The sequence below is a fragment of the Kosakonia sp. Marseille-Q7440 genome (genome assembly GCF_965119485.1).
Map to the genome: position 1 here is coordinate 1,493,656 of NZ_CBCPLT010000001.1, position 24,578 is coordinate 1,518,233.

General features: G+C 48.3%; 22 protein-coding genes. 20 read left to right on the forward strand and 2 right to left on the reverse strand.

Features of this window, described 5'->3' with window-relative positions:
• Positions 1–39 precede the first annotated feature (39 nt).
• The 17 genes from ACWPW2_RS06765 (at position 40) to ACWPW2_RS06845 (ending at position 19,021) form a co-directional block, all read left to right on the forward strand.
• Complete coding sequence (locus ACWPW2_RS06765) at positions 40–2,466, forward strand: two-partner secretion domain-containing protein (protein ID WP_454123595.1); 2,427 nt, start codon at positions 40–42, stop codon at positions 2,464–2,466.
• Between the two features lie 63 nt (positions 2,467–2,529).
• Positions 2,530–4,170 (forward strand): ShlB/FhaC/HecB family hemolysin secretion/activation protein, encoded by a 1,641-nt coding sequence (locus ACWPW2_RS06770; RefSeq protein ID WP_454121995.1) that lies wholly within the window; start codon positions 2,530–2,532, stop codon positions 4,168–4,170.
• A 5-nt stretch (positions 4,171–4,175) separates the two neighbouring features.
• Positions 4,176–4,559, forward strand: a complete 384-nt coding sequence (gene acpS / locus ACWPW2_RS06775) for a holo-ACP synthase (protein ID WP_454121997.1) — start codon at positions 4,176–4,178, stop codon at positions 4,557–4,559.
• A 19-nt stretch (positions 4,560–4,578) separates the two neighbouring features.
• Entirely contained in the window at positions 4,579–5,334 is a 756-nt protein-coding gene (locus ACWPW2_RS06780; RefSeq protein WP_454121999.1) for an SDR family NAD(P)-dependent oxidoreductase, read from the forward strand.
• A gap of 3 nt (positions 5,335–5,337) precedes the next feature.
• On the forward strand, positions 5,338–5,886 hold the full coding sequence (locus ACWPW2_RS06785; RefSeq protein WP_454122001.1) for a 3-hydroxyacyl-ACP dehydratase FabZ family protein: 549 nt from the start codon (positions 5,338–5,340) through the stop codon (positions 5,884–5,886).
• Positions 5,887–5,900: 14 nt separating this feature from the next.
• On the forward strand, positions 5,901–6,182 hold the full coding sequence (locus ACWPW2_RS06790) for an acyl carrier protein (RefSeq protein ID WP_454122003.1): 282 nt from the start codon (positions 5,901–5,903) through the stop codon (positions 6,180–6,182).
• 30 nt (positions 6,183–6,212) lie between these two features.
• A complete protein-coding gene (locus tag ACWPW2_RS06795; protein WP_454122005.1) occupies positions 6,213–7,370 on the forward strand; it encodes an aminomethyltransferase family protein in 1,158 nt (385 codons plus the stop codon).
• Between the two features lie 97 nt (positions 7,371–7,467).
• A complete protein-coding gene (locus ACWPW2_RS06800) occupies positions 7,468–10,026 on the forward strand; it encodes a beta-ketoacyl synthase N-terminal-like domain-containing protein (protein ID WP_454123597.1) in 2,559 nt (852 codons plus the stop codon).
• Between the two features lie 4 nt (positions 10,027–10,030).
• Positions 10,031–11,257 (forward strand): beta-ketoacyl synthase N-terminal-like domain-containing protein, encoded by a 1,227-nt coding sequence (locus tag ACWPW2_RS06805; RefSeq protein ID WP_454122007.1) that lies wholly within the window; start codon positions 10,031–10,033, stop codon positions 11,255–11,257.
• Between the two features lie 73 nt (positions 11,258–11,330).
• Complete coding sequence (locus tag ACWPW2_RS06810; protein WP_454122009.1) at positions 11,331–12,245, forward strand: ATP-binding protein; 915 nt, start codon at positions 11,331–11,333, stop codon at positions 12,243–12,245.
• Entirely contained in the window at positions 12,242–12,949 is a 708-nt protein-coding gene (locus ACWPW2_RS06815; protein ID WP_279791888.1) for an ABC transporter ATP-binding protein, read from the forward strand. Before ACWPW2_RS06810 ends, ACWPW2_RS06815 begins: the two co-directional genes overlap by 4 nt.
• Positions 12,933–13,589 (forward strand): hypothetical protein, encoded by a 657-nt coding sequence (locus ACWPW2_RS06820; RefSeq protein WP_454122012.1) that lies wholly within the window; start codon positions 12,933–12,935, stop codon positions 13,587–13,589. Before ACWPW2_RS06815 ends, ACWPW2_RS06820 begins: the two co-directional genes overlap by 17 nt.
• An 11-nt stretch (positions 13,590–13,600) precedes the next feature.
• Entirely contained in the window at positions 13,601–14,899 is a 1,299-nt protein-coding gene (locus ACWPW2_RS06825) for an ABC transporter permease (protein WP_454122014.1), read from the forward strand.
• A gap of 13 nt (positions 14,900–14,912) precedes the next feature.
• Positions 14,913–15,680, forward strand: a complete 768-nt coding sequence (locus ACWPW2_RS06830) for an outer membrane lipoprotein-sorting protein (protein WP_454122016.1) — start codon at positions 14,913–14,915, stop codon at positions 15,678–15,680.
• Positions 15,677–17,065, forward strand: a complete 1,389-nt coding sequence (locus ACWPW2_RS06835) for a hypothetical protein (protein WP_454122018.1) — start codon at positions 15,677–15,679, stop codon at positions 17,063–17,065. Before ACWPW2_RS06830 ends, ACWPW2_RS06835 begins: the two co-directional genes overlap by 4 nt.
• An 11-nt stretch (positions 17,066–17,076) precedes the next feature.
• Positions 17,077–18,009: an ACP S-malonyltransferase gene (locus tag ACWPW2_RS06840; RefSeq protein WP_454122020.1), complete on the forward strand. Its 933-nt coding sequence runs from the start codon at positions 17,077–17,079 to the stop codon at positions 18,007–18,009.
• Positions 18,010–18,019: 10 nt separating this feature from the next.
• Positions 18,020–19,021, forward strand: a complete 1,002-nt coding sequence (locus ACWPW2_RS06845; RefSeq protein ID WP_454122022.1) for a hypothetical protein — start codon at positions 18,020–18,022, stop codon at positions 19,019–19,021.
• Between the two features lie 48 nt (positions 19,022–19,069).
• Here the strand turns inward: ACWPW2_RS06845 and ACWPW2_RS06850 are convergent, their stop codons facing one another.
• Complete coding sequence (locus ACWPW2_RS06850; RefSeq protein WP_080263019.1) at positions 19,070–19,639, reverse strand: helix-turn-helix transcriptional regulator; 570 nt, start codon at positions 19,637–19,639, stop codon at positions 19,070–19,072.
• Positions 19,640–20,020: 381 nt separating this feature from the next.
• Between ACWPW2_RS06850 and ACWPW2_RS06855 the strand changes: the two genes are divergently transcribed.
• Entirely contained in the window at positions 20,021–21,403 is a 1,383-nt protein-coding gene (locus ACWPW2_RS06855; protein WP_454123599.1) for a diguanylate cyclase, read from the forward strand.
• A 1-nt stretch (position 21,404) separates the two neighbouring features.
• Here the strand turns inward: ACWPW2_RS06855 and ACWPW2_RS06860 are convergent, their stop codons facing one another.
• Positions 21,405–22,298, reverse strand: a complete 894-nt coding sequence (locus tag ACWPW2_RS06860; RefSeq protein WP_454122025.1) for an AraC family transcriptional regulator — start codon at positions 22,296–22,298, stop codon at positions 21,405–21,407.
• Positions 22,299–22,460: 162 nt separating this feature from the next.
• Here ACWPW2_RS06860 and ACWPW2_RS06865 point away from each other — a divergent pair, with 162 nt between their 5' ends.
• Entirely contained in the window at positions 22,461–23,177 is a 717-nt protein-coding gene (locus ACWPW2_RS06865) for an SDR family oxidoreductase (protein ID WP_454122027.1), read from the forward strand.
• A gap of 145 nt (positions 23,178–23,322) precedes the next feature.
• Positions 23,323–24,570: a bifunctional glucose-1-phosphatase/inositol phosphatase gene (gene agp / locus ACWPW2_RS06870; protein WP_454122029.1), complete on the forward strand. Its 1,248-nt coding sequence runs from the start codon at positions 23,323–23,325 to the stop codon at positions 24,568–24,570.
• Positions 24,571–24,578: the final 8 nt, after the last annotated feature.

Sequence of the window (24,578 nt, forward strand, 5' to 3'; positions counted from 1 at the left end):
GCGGGTAATAGCAATCTTACCTCTGGTAGCGCCAAAGTCATCCTTAATGAAGTCACTTCTAATAAGACCAGTATGCTTGAAGGCCTGATGGAAGTCGCAGGAGACAAGGCTCATTTAGTTATTGCTAATCCTAATGGTATCTCCACAAGCATGGGAAGCGGCTTTATCAACACCAGTAAAGCCACTATCACAACCGGTAAACCGGATATTCAGAACGGCTTGTTGAGAGGTTATTCAGTTGGCGGCGGTATTATCACTCTCAAAGGACTAATGAGTTCTTCGCCCACAGAGATTCTTGCTCGCTCTGTTGCAGTTCAAGGGCAAATTGTCACCGATGAACTCACCGTCATCGCCGGTAATAATTATATTAATAAAGATGCAGAGGTCTTGGGACATGTAACGGCAAGCGGTGTCAGAAACACTTACGCCGTGGACGTGTCAGATCTGGGTGGCATGTACGCTAACCGCATCAATCTAATCAGTACTGAAAGCGGAGTAGGTGTAAGAAATACAGGTACTCTTGCAGGTGGTGCTGATAATATCCATATTGACGTAAATGGTAAGTTTATTAACACTGGCGGTGAGGTCCAATCGGTTGGCGGTACTAACATCAAAACTAATGGTGTGCTGGAAAACATCGGTGGGAATATATCGGGTAAAGGCCAGGTATTTATTAATACGACAAATAATTCCTTAAATAATACCAGTGCCGGTAGTATTTCCTCAGAGTCCGATATTTACATAGATAGTGGCGAGTTAGATAATAAAAACGGTAAAATTGCTTCTGGCGGTGTGTTAGGCATCAATACTAATGGCAAAACGTTAATCAACAGTGGTAAGGGCAGTTCTGCAGGTCTGGAAGCAACTGTTGTCGCGCTGAAAACAGGTAAGTTAGATAACCGGACTGGGCAGATCAGGGGGGGCGGCCTTGCATTCGAAACTTCTGAGATAACCAATGTTGGAGGCGAAATTCAATCTGCTGGTAAGATTGATATAATTAGTTCCGGAAATATTGATAACACCAAAGGTCTTATTAGGTCTCAAGCCGGTGGCATTCAGATTGAAACGGCTAAGTATTTTATCAATAAAGACAATATCACTGCTGATGCTACTAGCAACGATTCCTTAGGGTTAATTGCAGGTGACAACGGAATAAAATTAAAAGCAGGCACGATTAATAATTCGACTGGTGGAATAAGTTCATCAGGGACAATCTCACTGGAAAGTAGCAGTACGATTAACAATCGTAATGGGAAAATAGCCGCTGATAAAGCCGTGTCGCTTTCTGCCATTGGCAATATCGACAACTCAAGTGGAAGGCTGCTATCGAAAGACACCGTCTCGATTATCGGTTCTACAATGGACAATAGTCTTTATGTCGGTCAAATTATGGGAGATCGTGGGGTTAAAATAGATTTGTCTGGGTATTTTAACAACCACATTGGTTTAGTAAGTTCACAATTCGGTAACGTTGACATTAAAGCTAAAAACGTCAAAAACGTTGGTGGGATGATTCTTGGTAAAGATATCTCAATCAAAACCGAAGCAGACGTTGATAACTATCATGGGTTAATGGTTGCAAATAATATTCTCAATATTGATGCTAAGACCAATGTTAATAACACCTATGGTGAAGATTTCGGATCGTGGTATGGTAATTACTTCGGAATACCGGGCCAAATTGGTGGATTAATTGGCACTAATGGCGTAACAATCAACGCTCAGTCTATTAATAACACGCATAGCCGTATTATTGCTGAGCATGGTCCGTTAAACTTGAATGTCGTAGAAATAATTGATAATTATCGTGCCTTGATAGCCAGTGGCGGTGATGCAAAAATTAATGCAAAGCGCTTGATTAATAATTATGCCACTCTCCACAGTGCCGGCGATCTTAGTATCGATGTTGATTCTCTGTCCAACTACAGCTCTGGTACCATCGAAAACAATGATGCAACAGGGATAATATCATCCGATCGATATCTTTCATTAATTGTTGGGAGTAGTTTTAACAATTATGGATGGGTTAGCAGTAAGCAGAATGCTTTAGTTCGTGTTGCAGGGGCGTTGCATAATTACAATACAATTTCTTCTGATAATACATTGGAAGTTGATACAAGTGGCACCCTTACCAACGAAAAAAATATTGCAGCAGGAACCGTACTTTATGTTGAATCAGATGGCAGTATTGTCAATAGCAGCAAAGGCAATATGGTCGGTAGTTCCGCGTTTATCAAAGCCGCAGTTGATTTAACTAACTATGGTAATGTCGTTGCCTGGGATTATCTCGATGTCAATGCTGCTCGCACGATCTATAATTACAAAAATATTTTTACTGAAGGCAACGCAGTAATTACTTCGAAATTAATACACAACTCTGGATCTAATGCTGTTTTAGGTGGTGAAAGGGGACTTGTACTTACAACCTCACAGTTGACCGGTTCAGGCACTATCGTTGGTTTATGATGTAAAAATTATTAAAGCAGCAGCGCCGCTGCTGCTTTAAATTGAATGAGAGCGATCGTAATAGTGCAACTCTATAAAATTCATTTTCTAATTTTTTTCTTTTGTTTTCATGTGACCGCAGCAGACAATTTGGATAAGTTTGCGAGGGAGCAGCAGCGCAACGACTCAAACCTTTTGCGTGAAAATAAAATTGAGAAGAAAGATGTTTTCTCTGAAAAAAGAGAGTTGATCATTGATAATATCCAGATTCCTAAGGATAAAGTATGTTATCGCATAACCAAAATTACTCTTAATAATGATTTTATAAATGATCTGAATATTAAAGGTATTAAGAATAAATTTACTGGCGAATGTCTTGGTATTAATGGGATTAGAAGTTTTGTTAATATTATTCAAGACTATTTTATTAATGCCGGCTTTGTCACCACGCGTGTTGACATTCCTAATCAAGATTTAACTACAGGTGCGCTTGCCATAACGGTTACTCCTGGCCGGATAGAACGTATTTTGATTGAAAGCGGTGACGTTAATGCTCATATTCTCCCTTTTAAACAGGGTGATATTCTTAATCTAAGGGATATAGAGCAAGGCCTTGAAAACTTACAAAGGACGCCGGCAGTTGATGTTAAAATAAATGTTGCGCCCGGAGGTCGAAGCGGTTATAGCGATATCATTATAAATACTCACCGTACGAAGAGTTGGAGCGCCAAAGCGAACTATAGTAACTGGGGGGATAAAAATACAGGGCAAAATATATCTAGTGGCGCATTTTATCTCTTTAATCTTGCTGGTATAAGTGATGTAGGTTATCTTTCGGGAGCGAGTAGCATAACTGGAGGGTACAAAAATATAACCGCCTGGTACTCCTTGCCATATGGATTTTGGGACTACGAATTTACCTATAGCGCAAGCGTCTCGGATCAAAATATACCCATTGCTGACTGGGATTATGATTATATTGGCAGGAATAAGTATTACAGCTTTAAAACCTCGCGCTTGCTTTTTCGAGATATGTCAAAGAAGATTTCCGCAAGCTTAGAAGTTTTTAAAAGAAAAGCCGATTATGAGTTTGGCGGCATCAAACTGGCCATGCAGAAACGCGATATGAGCAACATTAAGCTGGCGTTCAATTATATTCAGGGGTTTGACGGTGCCTCATTAGACTCAACAATAAGTTGGCAGCGATTTGTCAAATGGCTGGATGGCAAAGAAACACCAGATATGTTATCTGGCGACGTGGACCGTGCCAGTCATATCTATAATTTAAATATGAACTATTTAAAAGCTTTGAAGTTGTCATCGCTGCCTGCCTGGTATGAGATGTCCATCGGTGCGCAATACAGTCCTGCGACACTAACAATTCAGGATCAGTTTAATATTGGTAATCGCTGGAATGTCAGAGGGTTTGAAAACAGTTCTGGTGTTGATGCGATAAATGGTTTCTACATACAAAATACTCTTAACTTTACAACTGCCTTCAAGGGATTAACTACTTTCTTCGGAGTTGATTATGGGCAAGTAGGTGGGAGCCAATCTACGCGGCAAATTTATGGGGGCGACAAACTCATGGGGGCTACTGGAGGAGTAAAAGGAAACGTTCAGTCTTTGGGATATGACCTATCCCTGTCGCTTCCATTGCTCTCGCCATCAAAAATGATCGTCGATGATTTTACGGCAAAATTTAACATCAGTTATCAGCTTTAATTACTATGGAAAAAAAAAGCTTTTACATTGGTACGGACATTGTTGAAGTAAGTAAGATTACGCGGGCAATAAACAATGGAGGGGATGGTTTTCTTCATCGTGTCTTTTCTCTTTCTGAAAGAAAAAAATTTATTGCAGAGGAGATGGATTATGAGAGAGTTTCAGGTTTTTGGGCTGCTAAAGAGTCTCTCGTTAAGGCTTTAGGTTTGGGGTTCCGAGAAGGGATAACCTTTCAGGATATGGAGATCCGGCATGATCGCTTCGGATGCCCCTATTTTTCCCTTTCCGGCCGGATAGCACAGATAATCAAAGAGCGAGATATCGAACATATCTCTCTCAGTATATCCCACTGTCGAACACATGCTGTTGCGGTAACGATTATTTCCTGATGAAAGACAAAGGAATAAAATGTATACATATAAGGATTTGGATACTAAGAATGTGCTTGTCTCTGGCGCAAGCGGAGACATCGGGTTAGCAATATGTGAGAAATATCTGGATCAGGGCTGTAACGTTTATACCATATTTAAAAGCAGCGCTGATCCCCTTCGTATATTAAGTGGACGTCATCAAAACGGCCACCGTTTAACTATTTTGCAGTGCGATCTTACTATTCCTGAGAGTGTAAGTGAGCTGTTTATCACTCTTAGTTCCGCTATCACGCAACTCGACGTTCTCGTCAACAATGCGGGTATCGTCAAAGATAATCTTTTTTCCTCAATGAGTTTTGACGATTTCAATACTGTCATTGAAACCAATATGTTAAGTGCCTTTCATCTTACAAAAGAGATGTTGAAACTCTTACGAAGCGCAGAAGGCGCGACGATTATTAATGTTGCGTCTATAGCTGGAATTATTCCCAGTGTAGGGCAAGCAAATTACAGCGCTTCTAAGGGGGCCTTACTCAGTTTTACCCGGTCACTTGCTGCTGAACTTGCCCCGCGTGGAATCCGTGTAAATGCCGTGGCACCGGGTATGATTGCTTCAAAGATGGTAAAGAAAGTCTCAAGAACCGTCGTTCGAGATGTAACAAACTCTATACCACTCAAGCGACTAGGAAACTGTAACGAAGTCGCTAATACCATTGTTTGGTTATCTTCTTCAGCATCCAGTTATATTGTGGGGCAAACCATCGTGATTGATGGCGGGCTGGTCATGCGGTGATTTATGTCAAAATATACTATTCCTCCAAAACTATTTCTTGAGATGGGTGCCTGGCGCCAGCCTCTTATGATGGTCGATCGCATAGAGGATTATAAATATGGTAATAATGGTTATATTCGGGTAATCAAGCATGTTACCTATAACGATCCTTATCTTGTTGGACATTTTCCCGAAAATCCTATTATGCCGGGTGTCATTGTTGCGGAAATATTCGGCCAGGCGAGTGAGTATTTCTCTTTTATTAGCGATGTTTGCGACATCTTTGCAGAACGTTTCGGTATGTCATTAACCAGTTTACGTGATATTTATAGCTTTATTCACAGGCCAGAACTAACCGAAATTATCCGCGAGCGTCGCGCTCAAGTCCATGGCGTTCTGGCATCTCAGAACTTAAAATTCAAGGATATTGCTTATCCAGGAGATACCATCGAAGTGATAAGCAAGCCCGCTTTCACTGATCCTGCCGGGTTCAAACACTACTCCGTTACGGCAAATGTTGGTAAGAAAAAGATTAGCGATGGCACCATTATCAATTTTCGAGAAACTAAATAACAGGGATGAAAAGCATGACAGTAATGCAGAGTAAAATTGAAGAGCGTAAAGATGTCCTCTTCACCATCAAAACAGAGATCATCCAGCGCTTAAATATTCCTCGTGAACCATCGCAAATTGACGATGATACACCCTTATTTGGCAATGGCCTGAAATTAGATTCGGTCGATGCGACCGAGATTATTGTAATGCTGGACAAGGTTTTTGATATTCAGGTAAGTGAAAGTGACAATCCGTCTTATATGCGCAGCATTAACAGCCTTGCTTCTTTTGTGATAACGAAACGTCAGGCTTAATTTCGGTTAACTATTTTAATAAGGACTATTATGAAATCGCTGCATGACTTACATCTGGCCGGCAAGGCTAAAATGGGCATTTTTAATAACCATCTGATTCCTGCTGCTTATCACGAACCTGCTATCGAGTATAAAGCGGTAAGAGAGAATGCCCTGCTGGTTGATTACTCTCACATGTCGATAGTAAGCGTGATGGGTGATGATGCATGGGCTTTAGTTAACCATCTGGCCTCGGCTGATGTCTCTATTATTCGCGATGAACAAGGCCTTTATTCCCTGGTACTTAATGAGGATGGCACTATCAAAGGTGATATCTATATTTTATGTACCCCTGACGGTTACTACATCTTGTCAGAAAATATTTCGGCCTCCGACATAATCAACTCTCTGAATAACCTCTTGCAACATGCTGAATATCTCGAGATCTCCGAAATGCCTGCTATCAAGTCAATGACAGAAGAGGCGTGGGGGGCACTGATGGTTGAAGGCCCTTATTCCTGGGAGTTACTGGCTGAAGTTTATGGCTTCGATATTATCGGCTTACCCTACCATGAATATATCAATCAGGACGGTGAGCTAATCATTTTTCGCTGTGGCAAGCATGGTGAATTTGGTTACCTGTTAATTGGCCCGCAGCCTACACTCGTTGATGCATGGTCAACGCTTGTTGATAGAGGTGAAAGGTATCATTTAAAAACCGGTGGTCTTGATTATCAGCGCACTGTACGCATTGAGAATATGTGTTGGGATGAAAATATCTATGGTGAGTTCAGCCGTCATCCGGTTGAGTTGCAAATGCAGTGGGCAGTGCAATACGACAAGGAGGGGTTTATCGGCAAAGAGGCTGCTGCCGAACATTCCCTGGAGCCTGCGAAACGTAAAATTGTTGGTATCTGTCCACTGACTGAGAGCGCCATGATCTCCTCCAACGACAAAGTGTTGGTCGATGAACAGCAGGTCGGCGTAATCGTTAAGTCTGTCTGTTCTCCCGCGCTGGGAACTTCAATTGCCCTTGCGCTGCTCGATCATGATTACGCCTGGTCAGATATTTCAGGTTTCACTATCGAAACCGCTGCAGCGAAGATCCCGGCGAAAACACAGAATCTTCCCTTTCTTTATAACTTAAGTTTGTTGGTCCGCCCGACAGAGCACAGCTATGTCGATGCCACGAAGGCACGGCACGCTTAATCGTCCGCAACGTCAGCCATCAGTAAACGCGCGAGCTGGCGTTGTTACCCGCATCGAACCAGGCAGTCTGTTCTCACTGCCGCTGCAGGGAAGCATGATGAAGATTAATAGAAAAAGAGTCGTTATTACCGGGATGGGCATCCTCTCGTCTCTGGCAGAAAACCTTCAGGATTTTAAATGCGCACTTCTTAATAAGAAGTGCGGCGTGACGGATAGCCAACGTTTTGAAACCTGGTTCGAAAATGCCCGGGCAGCTGAAGTGTTGCACGACATCCAATGCCCTGAGCTGGCAGACGAAATTGTGCAGTCATTAGATAACGCTGCGCTCTGGGCCTATAAAGTGGGCAAGGATGCATTAAATCAGGCGGGCCTCATCGCAAACTCATGTGCTCTTGAAGAGACGGGGTTAATTGTTGGTGTCTCCTCTGCGGGCACGGAAGCCTTCCTGCCGCTATTTGAACAGCGCATTGAAGATTTTTCCCTGCGTAAGGCCGTTTATGCCGGCGGGTTCGCCTCATGCTGCTCAAGTGTATCAACGCTGCTTGGTCTAAAAGGCGGGGTGGAACTGGTGGCGACCGCCTGCACCGCCAGCCCTAATGCCATCGGTATAGCGTTCGATTATCTGCAAAACGGGAAGAGCAAAACCATGCTTGCCGTGGGAACGGAACCGATCTATTTGCCGACCTTCGCCGGTTTCTATGCCCTTAACGTTATGCATCCCGATGTCTGCACACCTTTCTCTGGCCAGCCGGGCATGTCAATCGGCGAAGGCGCAGGGGCGTTAGTGCTGGAAGAGTACGAACATGCCATAGCGCGCGGGGCTACTATCTATGGCGAAATCCTCTCTTATGCCACCTCCTGCGATGCCTACCATGAGACCGGACCTTACCCGCGAGCTAATGGGGCGGTGCAGGTTATGCTCAAAGCGATGGAGAACGCAGGCGTTACCCCTGATCAGATTGATTATGTCAATGCGCACGGTACCGGAACGGAAGCCAACGACCGGATCGAGACCATGGCGATGAACAAGGTCTTCGCTCATCGCAAGGATTTGCTTGTCAGCTCAACAAAATCCTACTTCGGACATAACATCGGCGCAGCCGGCATCGTTGAGTTAATCGCCTGTCTGGTCACGCTACCTGACAATATCGTTTTGCCTACGCTCAACTTCTCTCTCCCGCGTCCGAATTGCGATCTTGATTACGTTGCAAATGAGTTCAGAGAGAAACAGGTTAATCTTTTTTTGAAAAACAACTATGCGTTTGGCGGTAATAACTGCTGCATGGTTATCAGTACCCGACCGGGCACAGTCCCTGTAACTAACTATTCCCCCAAACGTGTTGCGATAACCGGCGCTGGCGCCGTTACCGCTATTGGCCACACGGTAAGCGACATTCTGCATAACATCTGGCAGGGCAGCGCCACCGGAACCCTGGGCGACGTGATATTCCCACAGGACACATTGGCAGAGGCGCGTGAGCTATTAGCTGTTCTGGAGAAAACCGACCAGTTGAGGAACATCTTTGGCAGTGAGCACGCCTTGGGTACGGGAAAGCTGCCGGAAGAGGAGGCACATTTTAAAACATTCCAGGTGAGCAATCTGGAACCCCGTAAATATCTGCGCCGCTTTGATTCTCGTAAAGCCACTCGTGGCGGGACCTTTGCGCTGGTAGCACTCTCTGAGGCGTTGAACAGCGGTAAACGCAAAATTAAGCGCGACGGTGAAAACCTCGGCATGGTGATGGGGATGTCACGCGGACCGCAGGAGACAACCTATAAATATTTGCAAAGCCTGAAACCCGATCCGCGCAAAGTTCGTACTTCGGAATTTCCCGGTTCGCTAATGAACGCAATTGCCACTTTTTGTGGCATCTCCGAAGGGATCAAAGGCTACACCACGACGCTGGCAACCGGTGAAAATGCCGCGCTTGGCGCACTGACCTATGGTTATGAACTCGTGCGGCAGAATCTGCAACCACAGGTCATTGTCGGCGGCGCGGATGAGTTTTTTCCCTCGATGGCGCTCTATATGGATGCCGTTACGCAGAAAATCGCCATGATCGCCGACGCGGCCGATTATCAAATTTATAGCGCGAAGGCAAAAGGGTATGTACCCGGCGAAGGTGCCTGCATGCTGTTGCTTGAGGAGCCGCAGGCTGCTCGCGAGCGCGGTGTTGAAGTACTGGCCGAAATCATTGGCTACGGCAAATCTTGTGATAACAGCTGGTTTGATCCTGCCCAATCAGGCGAAAAATCCGAAGCTATGGTGCTGGCTATTCAACGTGCCCTTGCCGATGCTGGGGTGGAGGCCCACGAGATCGATCTGGTGTGCGGCAGCAGCCATGGCGGGCCTGCGCATTCGCAGGTTGAGATAGATGCCCTTTATGCCGTTTTCCATCAGTCGCACCCGCAGGTGCCGGTTGTTAACTACAACGCTTGCTTCGGTTTTGTCGCGTCGTCGGCCGGTCTGTTGAACCTGCTGGTGCTTACCGAGTGCATCAAAACGCAAACCGTACCGGCGATTCCTGGCACCGAGTCCTTCTTCGATAATCAAATTAATTTTGTGCGCCAGCCGCTGACGCTTGCTGTTCGCCATGCGCTGTTGGTCGGCGCAACAGAGGGCGGCAACTACTACGCGATGGTTATAAAAGGATAGCGCAGTGGAAAATGCAGCTTTGATTTCCGGCTACAGCCTTTCATTACCTTATGCTCATCATCCTGCTCAGTTGATGAATAATCTGCGACAGGGCATCCGCGTTAACACCACGCCGTGGTTTGCCAGTGAAGAAGAGGCAATCAAATGCGGATTTAAGCGTAATGTCAGCGTAGCCAGGCTTAATGCAATGAAGGAGTCTGATCTTGACCTGATCTACCGCTTAATCGAAGAGGCACTGGCGCAGGCAGCCTTACCCCCTGCCGCGTTGGCGGGGGGGGCTGTCCGAGTCTATGTGACTGGCCTCGGGCCGCGAGTCGATGCGATGGATTACAAATCCTTTTACGACAAAAACGATACTGAAGACGTTGCGCTTTCCGCATCGATAAAAAATCTGCATGTCAAAAATATGTCCCAGGATTATCTGGCTTTCAAACTGGCAGAAAAATACCGCCTGCAAATCCTGCCCGCCGCGATGAACTGCACCAGTAATTCCGCGTTGACGGCCCTTCATTTGGGTTGTCATGCAATTGAGAGCGGTGGCCTTGATCTGGTTTGCGTTATTAATTGTTCAAAAATTAATACCCAGGATATCTGGTTCCTGGAAAACCAGTCGATGCTGGCAAGCAGAGTGGTGCAACCGTTTGGTAAAAACAGTCAGGCTGTCTTATTTGCAGAAGGTTTTTCGGTGATGTTACTGGAGCGCCATAGATACCGTGGCGGTCAGAAGCGAAAGAACGCTGTCCGGTTAAAATCAAATTACATCCAGACCAGTGCCGGGCGTAGCCACGATGCTGGCTGGCTCAGTTCTAATCTATTAAAAGTGATGCGCAGTGTATTGAGTGAAGCAGCGGTGACGCCGGATCAACTCTGCGCCATTATTCCGCACGGCAATGGATCTTCGACCAGCGATACATCGGAGGCGAAAGCGATTTCAATGCTGGTGGGCGAGCAGACGATACCGGTCCTGGCCTACAAAGGGATGCTGGGGTATACCGCTACTGGCTCCGGTCTTATCGATCTCATTATCGGTGCAGAGGCTTTACGAAAGGGAGAGTTAATTCCGGCAGTGGCGAATGATGAAGTAAGTGATGAAATATCTCATCAGCTATTAATTAATCAGTCCGTGCTGCCTCATCAAAAATCACATCTATTAAAAACCGGTCTCGGCGTGGATGGCTCCATTATCGGCGTTGTCCTCTCTCTCTTCGCGAAAGGGGAGGCAAGGCTATGAGCGATGCAATGTTTCTCAATGCCTTTACGATGACCGAGCCGGAGATGATTTCTATATTTACTCTCCCGGGTGGTTGAACGTCTGGGAATCCCATCTCTACAACCAGTCTTTAAAAGCAACGGCTAAGCGTGGCTGGGGTTTTAAACGCTTCGGTACCAGCAAAGCGGTCTATGCACGAGAAATGGTGCGTAAACCGGACTATATCCACTATATCGAAGCGCTTGAGCAGGCAGCGGAAAGTGCATTACAGAGCCTGGGCGCAAAAGAGCGGATGCTGTTATTAAAATCACGTACCGCGTTTATCTACGTTGATGCGTGGGGCGAGAGTGCAATTTTTGAAAATATAAGCAGCGCATTGCACACCTCCACCATCGATACCCTGCCGAAAAATCTCCTGAAGAAATTCGCCATCAAAGATGTTAGTTGCAAAATGCGCGGCGAGAAATTATCGCTGATCGCCGCGATGCGCTGGGCGCAGGATTATCTTCGCTGGAATATGTTTGATTTTGTGGTGGTCTGCGCGGCCTGGCGTGCGATACCGCTGCTGGTCTTCTCCGAGGCAACATTAACGGGTGAGGGCGGAAATAAAAGGGCGCAGCAAAAAAGCGGCATTCACCTCTGCGTTGAGCGTGCCGGCTGCTTTATTTTTAGCCGTCGCGCAGGTGGCATCAAAATTCGCTGCGGAAATTACCATAGCTGGCAGGATGGCGCACAAACTCAGCGTGAACTCTACGAGAATGCGAGCGATATCGATCTGTTTGCGCAGGCCGGACCGATGACGAATCCCAGGGCGCCTGAACAGGGGGTAAACGTCATTGATCTCAGCGCGATTTTTGGTGCCAGCGGCTGTTTAACCCCCGCTCTGAGCTGGGAGTTCCTGCAACAAAATGCGCCTCGCGGGACAAAAATACGCACTATCGTAAAGGACAGCTTCGGTGGTAGCGCCTGGTTCGACAGCTGGCTCGAAATGGAAAAGGAAGGCGCATGAAAAACAGCGTAAAAGCTCTACCTGCCATTGTTCTCAGCGATATCTCAAAACAATTTGGCACAGGTGAAAGCCAGGTTAGCGCATTGAAAAGCGTGAGCCTCGAGATTGCGAAAGGGGAATTTATCGCGCTGTGCGGCCCTTCCGGCAGTGGCAAAAGTACGCTGCTTAATATCCTCTCGGGGATTGATCAACCGAGCGCAGGACAGGTTATTTTTTTAAATCATCTGCTCAACGGCCTTCCTGAAAAGGAGATGGCCGCGATTCGTGGTCAACATCTCGGCTTTATCTTCCAGTTCTTCAATCTGATCCCGGTACTGAACGTGCTGGATAATATTTTTTATCCGCTGGTTCTCAACGGCTATTGCGATAGAAAAGAGGCGAAAGCGCGTGCACTACATGCGCTCGACAGCGTCGGCCTCGCGCAGCTTGCACGTCGAAAACCCGGTCAATTATCCGGTGGTCAGCAGCAACGTGTGGCGATTGCCCGCGCGCTTGCGCATCAGCCTGGCGTTGTTGTCGCCGATGAACCGACGGGCAATCTGGATTTAGCCACCGGCGAGGCGATCATGGATTTGCTGTTAAACATTAATCAGCAAACACAAACCACCTTTATTGTTTCCACGCATTCCACCCAGCTCAAGGATCGGGCAAAGCGGGTTATTGAAATCACGGATGGAGAATTAACTTATGATTCGGCCCGGTAAACGCGATGGACTTAACGGAGTAATAATCGGCTTATCGCTGGTGGTGAACGCGGCATTTGCCGCCCCAGCGTCTGAAGTTGAGAAGATAATAGCGCAGGGTTTTCCTGCACAGGAGCAGGCGTTGGCCGAAACCACCTCCGCATTATGGAATGAATATCGCCGCGAACACCATGTCGCCTCGCTGATCTTTTACGCCTACGGCGTACTACAACAGGCAAAACACTATGCTGCGATAAATGACTTTATCCACGCCGCAGAGTATGCAAAAACCGGGTTTTTCTTTCTCGATGAAGCAGTGGAGTCAAACGACGATAATCTGCGATTGCACTATTTACGTGCGCGTATTGATGCTTACTTACCTGCAAAAAACGGCCGGTGCATCATCGCTCTGCATGACACCGAACGCCTGGTGAATGCAACAGACTTATTTGATGAGAATATGCTCATCCCCATTCGTTATATGCGCTACCGCGCGCTCATTGATTGCGGGCGAACGCACGATGCCGCGATTCTGTTAAACGATTTAAGGAAATTGGGAACGCGCGTGGAGAAATATACTCTCTTAGCGTCTGGCACCGCACCAGAGTGGGATCTGCAGGAATTGACGCAGGTCGTTATGCCACTATTGAAAGAGAAGTAAAGGAATACACCATGTTATTTATTAATCTGGCGATGAGCTCTGTCCTGCTTTTTATTGTTTTTTGTTTACTCTTCCGCTTCAAAGATGCGCAGTTTGCTTTATTAAATATTTTTCGCCATCGGCGGCGTACCTTATCGACACTGGCCGCAATAATGCTTGGCGGTGTCGCCATTTTTCTTTATGGCGGTTTTATTCAGTACTCCTTCTGGATTTTGAAAGAGCAAACCATTCGTACCAATATTGGTCATGTGCAAATTTATAATCCGGCCTATTTTGAGAGTGCAAAGAGGAGCCAGAGCTTAATTGAGAATTATGCTGCGTTAAAGCAAACCATTCTTGCCCAGCCAGAGTTATCGGCTGATATTTCGACGATTTCAGGCCAACTTGAGTTTACTGGCGTGGCCTCACAATATGAAAACGAAACCACCAGTTACTTCTCCGGTCTTGGCGTCGAACCTTTAGCCGCATTAAAGCTTGGCTCATTCGATAATTTGATCAGCGGTAGCGATTTGTCACGTGTAAAAACGGACGAAGTGACCGCTGGAAGCGGTCTGGCCAAAACCCTTAACGCCGCGTATGGCGACTGGCTGGATATTATGGTGGTGAATGCCCAGGGAGGCCAGGGGGCTATCTCTTTAAAAGTACGAGGTGTTTTTACCTCCGGCATTAAAGACTACGATGATACGGCAATAAAGATGCCGTTAACGACAGCACAGCGCCTGATGGGAACTGAGGGCGTCAGTAAGGTTTTGATTCTGCTCAATACAGAAAACGTCTCAGGCTTTGCGGTTAAACTTCGGCATTTTATTGCCCAACATCATTTACCGTTGATCGTAAAAGAGTGGAATAGCGTCTCGCCATTTTATCAGCAGGTCGAAGAACTTCTCTCTGGCATTTACTTCTTTATTAAACTTCTTGTTGCAGTAGTTGTTATTTTTATGATCGGTAACTCCCTTACCATGAATATCGTTGAGCGTACCCGGGAAATTACCACCTTACGCGCTATCGGGCTAAGGCCATGGCATGTTACGCGGCTATTTATTCTTGAAGGGATATTTATTGGCATTATTGGCGCAGCAGGAAGTCTGGCGATAGGGTTTGCCCTTGCCTGGCTTATTAATGTGAAAGGTATTGCGATGCCGCCCTCACCGGGACAGTCGCAGGGGTATACCGCATTTATTAAAACCACGGATGTGGATACGGTCTGGTTTACCTTTTTCTTACCGGTTATTACCGCGACTTTCGCTTCCCTGCGTCCTTCATTACGCGCAGCGAAACTGAACCTGGCCGATGCTTTTAAATTTTCATAAAACAGGACAGCTGATGAATATTTTCTCTCTATGTTTTATCGCGCTGGCGATAATCCCTGCGGTCTGCAATGCGACGCCGGCGCAGGACATTATCCGCCGGGCTGACGAAATACGCTCCCCAAATCAACCGTTTCGCTATACCGTCACGGTGCGTGAATATAAAGAAAAGGCCGCTGAGGCGGTCAATACACAGATTTTCGATGTGTCGATGCGCTTTATGAAGCCCGAAAATGGCCAGCCTGCGGATGCAAGATCCCTTGTGCGTTTTATCTATCCTGCCAGAGATAAAGGCAAAATTATGCTCTCGGATTGGTATGACTTATGGTTTTACTCCCCGGAGTTACGTCGTCCAATGCCTGTTTCGCCTGAGCAGCGCTTAGTCGGGCAGATCGCGAATAGCGATGTCATTGTCACCAATTTCGATTACGCCTATAACGCTCAACTCACTGGCGAAACGGCTTGTGGAAAGCGTCTCTGTTATCGACTCTCCCTTGAACGGAAAACCGCCGCGACAACCTATCCCAAAATTATCTATCTGGTCGAGAAAGAGAGCTTTCGTCCTTATACCGCCTCCTTTTATTCACAGGATGAGAAATTACTTAAGGAGGTGAGTTATCTGGATTACCAGACCGTGCTCGGAGAAGCGCGGCCAATGAAAATCATTGTGCATGATGCACGCCACCACAAGGGATTTACCGTTATGGAATATAGCGATGTCAGACTTGAGTCTTTGCCCGAATTTTACTTTACCAGGGAAGCTATCCAGCGGGGTGTCAGGTGAAAACGCTCATTAATACTCTGCTTATTCCTTTGTCATTACTTACCTCTTTCTCACAGGCGTCCTGTCTCTCAGGCGATGAGGTGGCCGCAAATAGCGAAACCGCGCTGATGCTGCAAACCTCTTATATAAAGCGAACCGCTTCGCCGTGGAGCACCGCCGGAGAAAGAGCTTATACACCGACAAATGCTTTTCAGGATGCCGGGATAAAATTCAGCAGCAAGTGTGCGGTCATTGAAAACCGTCTGGATATTGATTTTTCCCTCTATGGCCTTGTTTATTATGCATGGCATCTGCCCGGCTCTTTTGAAGAGGATCAGCAGCGATCGCGTGTGCTGCTCAACAGGTTACAACTCAATTACACCCTCTCAGACCGGCTTCGCCTGGAAGCCGGGAAGTTAACGGCAACGCCGGGGCTCTTTTTTCTCAAATCGCCCGCAGCCCTGATGAGCAACTATTACGCAGGCTTTAAAAGCACCCGTATTTACGATCCCGCTATGCGGTCGAACTATAGCGAATCGTCATGGGGGGCGCGGTTAGTTGATAACCAACGCGACTACAGCCTCGCATTTACGGTTGCGCCTCAGTTGGCAACCATTAACCAGCGGTATGAAACATCCAGCCACTGGTCAGCAAACCGGCGCGGCAACGCTCAGGCGCGGTATCTCTTAAGTTATACCGACTATCGCCTGGCGAACCACACGCCTGCTATTAGCCTGTTGCTGGGCGACAAGCGCTCTCTCGCGCTCTCGGACAGCTTCAGTTACACACCAGCGCTCACTTTTAACGGCGAGGTGGCGTTGCACAACGCTCAGCAATGGCGCCATTTTTCGCCTGAACGTGCCGCAGAGGTCGTTGATTATCAATTTCCCTCTTCGCTTTATCGCGCAGAGCGCAAGGCGGGAGTTGAAGTGGCGTTAGGCGCGCAATACACCACCCGCGACTTCGCTGTGCTGGGGCTTGAATACTACTTCCAGAGTGAAGGCTATTCAGAGAATGAATGGCAACAGCAGGTGGAGTTTTCACGTTATCTGAACAGAGCATCGCAGTCGGCGTTATTAGATCAGATCTTTGATGCATACAAATATCTGATGGGAGCGGAAATAGGGAATGCCGCCAACAGAGGAGAGTTGCAGGGAAAACACTATTTGAGCGCTTATGGCAGTTTTCGCAGCGAGAAGGACGTAGCGCTCCAGCCCTATATCACGATGAATATGCGTGATAACAGCTCTCTGCTTGGTATACACGTTTCGACGCCTGTAGCGGCCTTTGACGACAGTCTTAATCTCTATGCTAGCGGCTGGGCCGGGCTCGGTAAGCAGGATACGGAATTCGCTTTTTTTGGCAAAACCGTCGGATTTTATCTGGGGCTTAACTATCTCTTATAAGGACATGAAAGATGAGTGAATACAAAACAGAAAAACCGCTCGTATTACTGTTCGCCGGGCAGGGAAATCCGGCAATCGGCATGGGTGCTGACTTATGGGATCTCACTTCGGCAACCAGACATATTTGGGATTGCGCCAGCGATGTATCGGGGATTGATGTTCGTCGCCTGTGCCTGAAAGGCCCGATGAACCGGCTAATTCAGACTACGGTGCAGCAGCTGGCGGTGACGGCCATTAATGTCTCGCTTTATACCCTCTGCCAGCCAAAAATGGATCCCTGTACGATAGTGGGTTCCTGCGGGCATAGCGTCGGTGAATATAGCGCCCTGTATGCCGCAGGTGCGCTCTCCCTGGAGAGTCTGTTTGAGGCGATCCACTTTCGCGCGAAGGTTATGCATGACATTAGCCGTCTGCATAAAGGCGAGATGGCGGCGGTGAAAGGTATTGATGTTCTGCGCCTGCGCGAACTGATCGACCATGCCGGGATAATTGTTGATATCAGCTGTGATAACAGCCCAAAGCAGCAGGTCATTGGCGGGGCTAGCGCGCCGCTACGTGATTTTTCTCGTCTGTTGCTGGAGAACGGATTCGAATCGGTCAAACTCGGCGTTAGCGGCGCGTGGCATACGCGTTTGATGACAGCGGGCGTTGCCTTGATGCGGGACTATCTCGCCGGGGTAGACGTTACGCCACCGCGCCATACGGTGGTAATGAATGTTTCCGGCAAGGCAGAGTATGATCCTGAGCAGATCAAAGAAAATCTCGCGCTCCATTTGACTCACACCGTTAAATGGCGTGACGCAATTGAGGGATGGCTTATTCATAAGCCGGGCGTGCAGTTTGTTGAGATCAGCAATAAAGCTTACCTCGCACAGATGCTCACTGACTTTATCGGTTTTACGCCCGCGATGTCCCGGCACTGTAAAACGCTTTTATCAGCGTGAGGACGCCCTCGTGATACCTGATTACCTGACTTTTATTCGCCACCAGGACAAAAAAATCCTGCCGCTGCTCTGCATCATTATCTATCTGCTGCTGGGGCTATACTGGAAAAACGCGGCGTTTAATCTGACATCACAGGATACGCTGATGATCAGTGCGATCCTTGGGCTGGTGATGTTTCATTTTATCTGGGAACTACAAGCCTACTGGACGTATAAATGCGTGATTAAAAATATCGATCTCTCCTTCTTCATTGGCAAAAAAGCGGGGCGACTGGAAAGGGCGCTGTCGCGACCGGCGATCGCCAGCCTGCTGAGCGGAGCGCTCTTTTGGCTTATCACGCAGGCGGCGCTTTTATTTTTTACGCCAGAGCAGGTGCTGCCTCTGCTGGCTGCGCTATCGCCGCTCTTTCTCTATGTTGTGTTTCGTTTTATCCGCAGCACTTATATCAAGCTGATCGGGCAAGAGGTGAATGAAACGCTGCGATTTAAGCATCTTCACCGTTATGTTGCCCGCTACCTGATGATTAGCCTGAGCGTAAGCCTGTTAACCATTGTGCCGCTTAAAAAGCAGCCTGAATTCTCCCTCGAACAGGGGCTGTTCTTTGCGCCGCTCATGGTCGCGATGCTGGTGCTCTGCGGGATTGTGCTGGCGATGAATCTGCTTTTTGTACGGCTATCGAGGCGCTATATCTTTCTCGGACGCCTCTTTATGCGCGAAATTGACTTCTATTTCGCCAGCCCGTTACCGCGGTTCACCAATACGGGTACGCCTTTCTGGCTGCGGATCCTGGGCTTACTGTTGATTGAAGTGCTCTGGATCGCCCTGACCAGCTTATTACTCGATTTCTCGGGCCTGGCTATCCTCTTCGAAGCCTATTTTCTGCTGTGTTTATTGCCGTGCCTCGCGTTTATCTTCCTGCATATTTACAGGCTGTGGCACAACGATTTTCTGATGGCGTGTGATATGTGTTTTCGCTGGGATGAGATCAACAAGCAGTCGCAGCTCTGGTAGTGCATGTCCGTCTGTAGTGGTTACACACTGCAGACGGACATTGCCAGTTTAAGGAGAGAGAGTAGGGGATGAAAGGTGGGCATGCTCCAGTAAATTATCTTTGATCAGCAGAAGATCGCTGATCTTTTTTCCGCCCATCTTTTTGCATGCTTTATTTCGGTAGGCATAGACCCGTTTTGGTGAAATAGAGAGCAGCTTGGCAATAAGGTGAATGTTTTTTCCCTTTAGCGATTCATTCAACACGATCCTTTCAATATCGCTGAGGACATTTTCTTTATGCGTGGCCTCTTTCCTGAGTTTGGCGAGTTTTTTAATCGCGTGGCTAATCTCATTTAGCGAGTCCTGAGCTTTAAGCACAATATCGGCTTCGTCGATCAAAATATTGCGCGTTGTGCCAGAGATAACGAGCAGCTTGCACACTTTATTGAGAGGGGAGATGGCTTTAGCATAAGCCATGTTCTTTTTATCGAGGTGGAGAATAACAACATCGTCCAGAGTAAGTTCGGTGAGTAATTGCGGATTGAATTGTTGCGCTTCGATTGTCCAGCCTCTTGCATTAGCCAATGAAATCATTCCGTTCTGAAAATATACATCGTCGCTTATTGTATAGATCTTCATATGATTAATTACCATATAGAATAATGCCTGGGAGAGTGTTTCTGATTGTAAATTGCTCCTGCGAGAAGCCGTAATTAAATAGTCTTAAATAAGATCTTAACGTTCAGCCCAGGTTATTATTCCAGGTTGTGATAGCAATTGAACGGGCTATACTCTATTTCGGTACGTTTCTACTATTGCCTTCTTACATGGTTAAAATGAACTCTAACACGCTGTTTTACCATGTAATTTGTAAATCGTGAGCGAGGACCGCCCGGACGCTAAAAGAGGGAATATGTGGGCGGTGCCACGCTAATTCTGGCCCTGTCGATCTGCGTCGATGGACGTTTGTTTGCAACATCCTGAACGTAAGATGTGTTAACTACCGTAAGGGTCTGAATGATGGAAACTTATCTTAAATCGATGAAGGGCGAATGGCTCACGCTATTAGAAAAGACCGATCAGCATATTCGCCGTCTCACTGCTGAAGTGGCTTACACCCACGCCCACGATCTCAGTGAAACCTTCTACCGCATCGTACTAACCGATCCCCATGCCCGTGAATTTCTCTCTAATGCCCAGGTTGAAATACATCTTAAATCCGCGCTGGAGCGCTGGATAAAAGAAGTATTAGCCTGCACACCGGATGATATCGAGCACCTGATTCAGCAGCAGCATACGGTTGCCGAAGTGCATGCGCGTATTGGAATCTCCGTTGAGCTGGTCGAGATGGGCTTTCGCGTGCTTAAGAAGCTCTTCTACCCGGTGATTATTGAAAGTGAGTTTACCGCCGAAGAGAAATTGCAGGTCTATCACCATGCGATAAACAGCATCGACCTGGCAATGGAAGTGATGTCACGAGCCTTCTCTTTCAGCGAGCATAACTCAGCAAAAGAGGATGAAAATTACCGTATCTTCTCGCTGATGGAGAATGCAGAAGAGGAGAAAGAGCGGCAAACCGCGGCGCTACTCAGCTGGGAGATAGATCTAATTTATAAAATCATTATGGATGCTGATTTAGGCAATACGCTGTCCGTCAGCCAGTCCGATTTTGGTTTATGGTTTAACCACAAAGGACGCCACTATTTTAGTGGGATTGCCGAGGTTGGCCATATTTCCCGTCTTCTGCAAGAGCTTGATGAAATATTTCGCTCTACCCGGGCGACACCCCGCTCATTAAGCAACCGCGCGCTGCGCGTCAGCTTTCTTATTTCCGTAAGAAAAAATGTGGTGCAAATAATCACATTATTGCGGGAGCTCTTTGAAGAGGTTTCCCGTCACGAAGTAGGTATGGATGTCTTAACGAAGTTACTTAACCGTCGATTTATGCCAACCATTTTCAAGCGCGAAATTTCCCATGCGCAAAGGGCCTCGACACCGCTGTCAGTATTAATCATTGATGTCGATAAATTTAAACAAATAAATGATAGCTGGGGACATCCGATGGGGGATGAGATCCTGCGTAAAGTCTCCAGTGCGTTTTATGACAACGTGCGCAGCAGCGATTATGTTTTTCGTTATGGCGGCGATGAATTTGTGATCCTGTTAACTGAAGCGACCGAGTTTGATACCCATCGAATTGCCGAACGTATCCGTTCTCGTGTCGAAAAAACCATCGTTAAAACGCCTGAGGGTGAGCGGGTACCGATTTCCCTCTCCATAGGAGCTGCCATGTTCGATGGACACCCCGATTACGAGCGCTTTATTCAGCGGGCTGATGAAGCGCTCTATATTGCCAAAGAGCGCGGCCGCAACTGTGTCCATATCTGGCAAGGCGCAGAGTAAATTACACAGGAGGAAAGAGCGCGAAAGAGGCTCGCATTTCATTGGCTTCTTCTCGTGGGCTGCGGCCAAACAGGCGGCGAAACTCGCGGTTAAACTGTGAAGGGCTCTCATAGCCGACGTGAAAAGCCGCACCCGCAGCGGTTGCGTTATCGCGAATCATCAACAAGCGCGCCTGGTTAAGCCGCACAGACTTGATGTACTGCAGCGGTGAGGTGCTGGTGACGGATTTAAAGTGTTTATGAAACGCAGGCACGCTAAGGCCTGCATCCTTTGCCAGCGTCGGAATATGCAGCGGCTCGGTAAAGTGTGTATGGATACGCTGCAAAACTTTAGCAATCGCTGCAAACTGCCCCTGATTAACCAGCGCCGCACGCAGCGCATCGCCACGTTCGCCCATCAGCACACGGTAATAGAGCTCCCGCACTAACTGCGGCCCCAGCACCTGCGCCTCCTGCTTTGACGAGAGCGCTTTCAGTAATCGCACTGCCGTATCGGCAAGATCCGCTTCGAGCGGCGTTGACATAATGCCTTCCGGTGCCGCCTCTGCGCGACCGGGCGGAAGATCCAGCGACAGCATCAATTCAGAGAGCACCGTCATATCAAGATCCACTGTCAGCGCCAGTAGCGGCTTCTCAGGGCTGGCGTCCGTTTCCGTCGAGAAGGGGAGCGGCACCGATAACACCAGGTAGTGCTGTTTATCGTAGTGATAAACGCGATTCGCCAGATAACCGCGCTTCTGCCCCTGGCAGACGATAACAATAGAGGGTTTATAAACCACCGGCGTGCGCGCCAGCGGGCGGTCTGAGCGCATAAAGCAGACGCTCTCCAGCGCCGAGCGTGTACAGCCTTCTTGCGGTGCAAGCGCCCGCAGCAGCGCCACCATCTCCTCCATCATTGTTCCTCACAAGTGTTGATATTTAAGCAAGCATTCTGCCGATTCACGCGCAACAAGTGAACAATGTGAAGAGAAACAGGCAATCATGGGATAAGAATGCGCCTGTTTTGCGAGTCGCGCGCTGGTTAACCTGCTTGCGTCACTTAATACAGGAGAAGAGAGATGAGTAATCGCAAAATTATTCTGCTCACTGGCGCAAGCAGTGGGATTGGTGAAGCGACTGCACGTCGCCTGGTGCAGGCGGGTCATCAGCTGGTTATTGGCGCGCGCCGCATTGAGCGTTTGCAGGCTCTGCGTGATGAGCTGGGTAGTATCGACTGTTTAGCTATTGACGTAACCCAGGCGGAAGACCTGGCGCAGATGGCGCAAGTTGCGCTGCAGCAATATGGCCGCATCGATGTTCTGATCAATAACGCTGGCGTAATGCCGCTCTCACCGCTGGCGGCGTTGAAAATGGAGGAGTGGCGTCAGACTATCGACGTCAACGTTCACGGTGTACTGAACGGCATCGCGGCGGTGCTGCCGACCATGCAGCAGCAGCGGGCAGGGCAGATCATCAACGTGGCTTCTATTGGCGCGCATGCGGTCTTTCCGCTCTCTGCCGTTTATTGCGCCAGCAAATTTGCTGTTCGCGCCATTTCCGATGGGCTGCGCCAGGAGAGCGACTGCATTCGCGTCACGGTAGTAAGCCCGGGTGTGGTCGCCTCTGAACTGACCGATCATATTACCGATGCCAGTGCAAAAGCGTCGATGGAGGGTTTTCGCCGTATCGCATTACCCGCAGAGGCGATTGCCGATGCCATTGCGTGGTCCATTGAGCAGCCGGACAGCGTCGATGTCAGCGAGATCATTGTGCGCCATACCCAAAGCCCTTACTGAGATCTGCACCGTTGCAAGGAGCCGCTCGCGGCTCCTTTTTTTGTGATCCAGGGCGGCTGATGTGATTAAAGCGGGGTTGCCTGCATCCACTCCCTGCGCGGTTGTGTCACACTTGCCTCATCGTTTTGAGATACAAGGACAAGGGATGAAACGTTTATTCTGGTCAGCCGCCATCGCCGCGGCCGTGGCATTACCCAGCGCGATGGCGCAACAAACGACACCGGAGGGCTACAGCCTGCAACAGGTGGTGATTGTCAGCCGCCACGGTATTCGCGCGCCGCTGGCAAATAACGGCAGTGCGCTGGCGCAGGCCACCGCCAAACCGTGGCCAACCTGGAAAGTGGCGGGCGGGGAGTTAACGGATCGCGGCGCGCTGGTGGAGATCTTTTTTGCCCACCAGATGCGTAAGTGGATGACCCACGAAAAAGTGCTCTCTACCGAACAGTGCCCGACAAAGAAACAGTTTTTCGCCTGGGCAAACAGCCTGCCGCGCACCCACGACACCGCGCAATTCTTTGTCAGTAACGTCTTTATTGCCTGCGATGTGCCGATCTTCCATCAGCGCAAAATGGGTGAAATGGACCCGCTGTTTAACCCGGTTATCACTGAAGATAGCGACGATTTTCGCCAGAAAGCGGTTGAAGCAATGGAGACTAGCCGCCAGCGTGTCGATCTGACTGAGAGCTATAAGCTGCTGGAGCAGATTGTCGATTATCCGGCTTCGCCAACTTGCAAAGCGCAAAGCGACAAACCCTGCACCCTCAGTGATGGAAAGGATACCTTCCGCGCCGATTACCGGCTGGAGCCCTCCGTTAGCGGGCCGCTAAAAACGGCAAATGCGCTGGTGGATGCATTTACCCTGCAATATTACGAAGGCTTCCCGCAGGATGAAGTTGCCTTTGGCGGAATTAAAAGCGACAAGCAGTGGCAACTGCTGGAGAAGCTGAAAAACAGCTATCAGTCGATTCTCTTTACCACGCCAGAGGTGGCGCGCAATGTGGCAAAACCGCTGCTCAATTACCTCGATCAACAGCTGGTGGAGAAGCCCGCCGCTGCGCCGAAAGTGACGTTGCTGGTTGGCCATGACTCCAATATCGCCTCGCTGCTGGCGGCGCTGGACGCCAAACCGTGGCAACTGCCCGGACAGTTCGAGCAGACGCCCATTAGCGGCAAAGTGGTGTTCCAGCGCTGGCATGATGGTAAGAGCAACCGCGATCTGATGAAGATTGAGTATCTCTACTTCACCGCCGAGCAGATGCGTAACGTAGCAAAAATGGGATTTGATTCGCCGGTGCAACGTTACACGCTGGAGCTAACAGGCTGCCCGACCGACAGTAACGGATTCTGTCCGATGGAAAAATTCAGTGAAGTGATGCGCAAAGTCGCGGAGTAAAAAGCAGG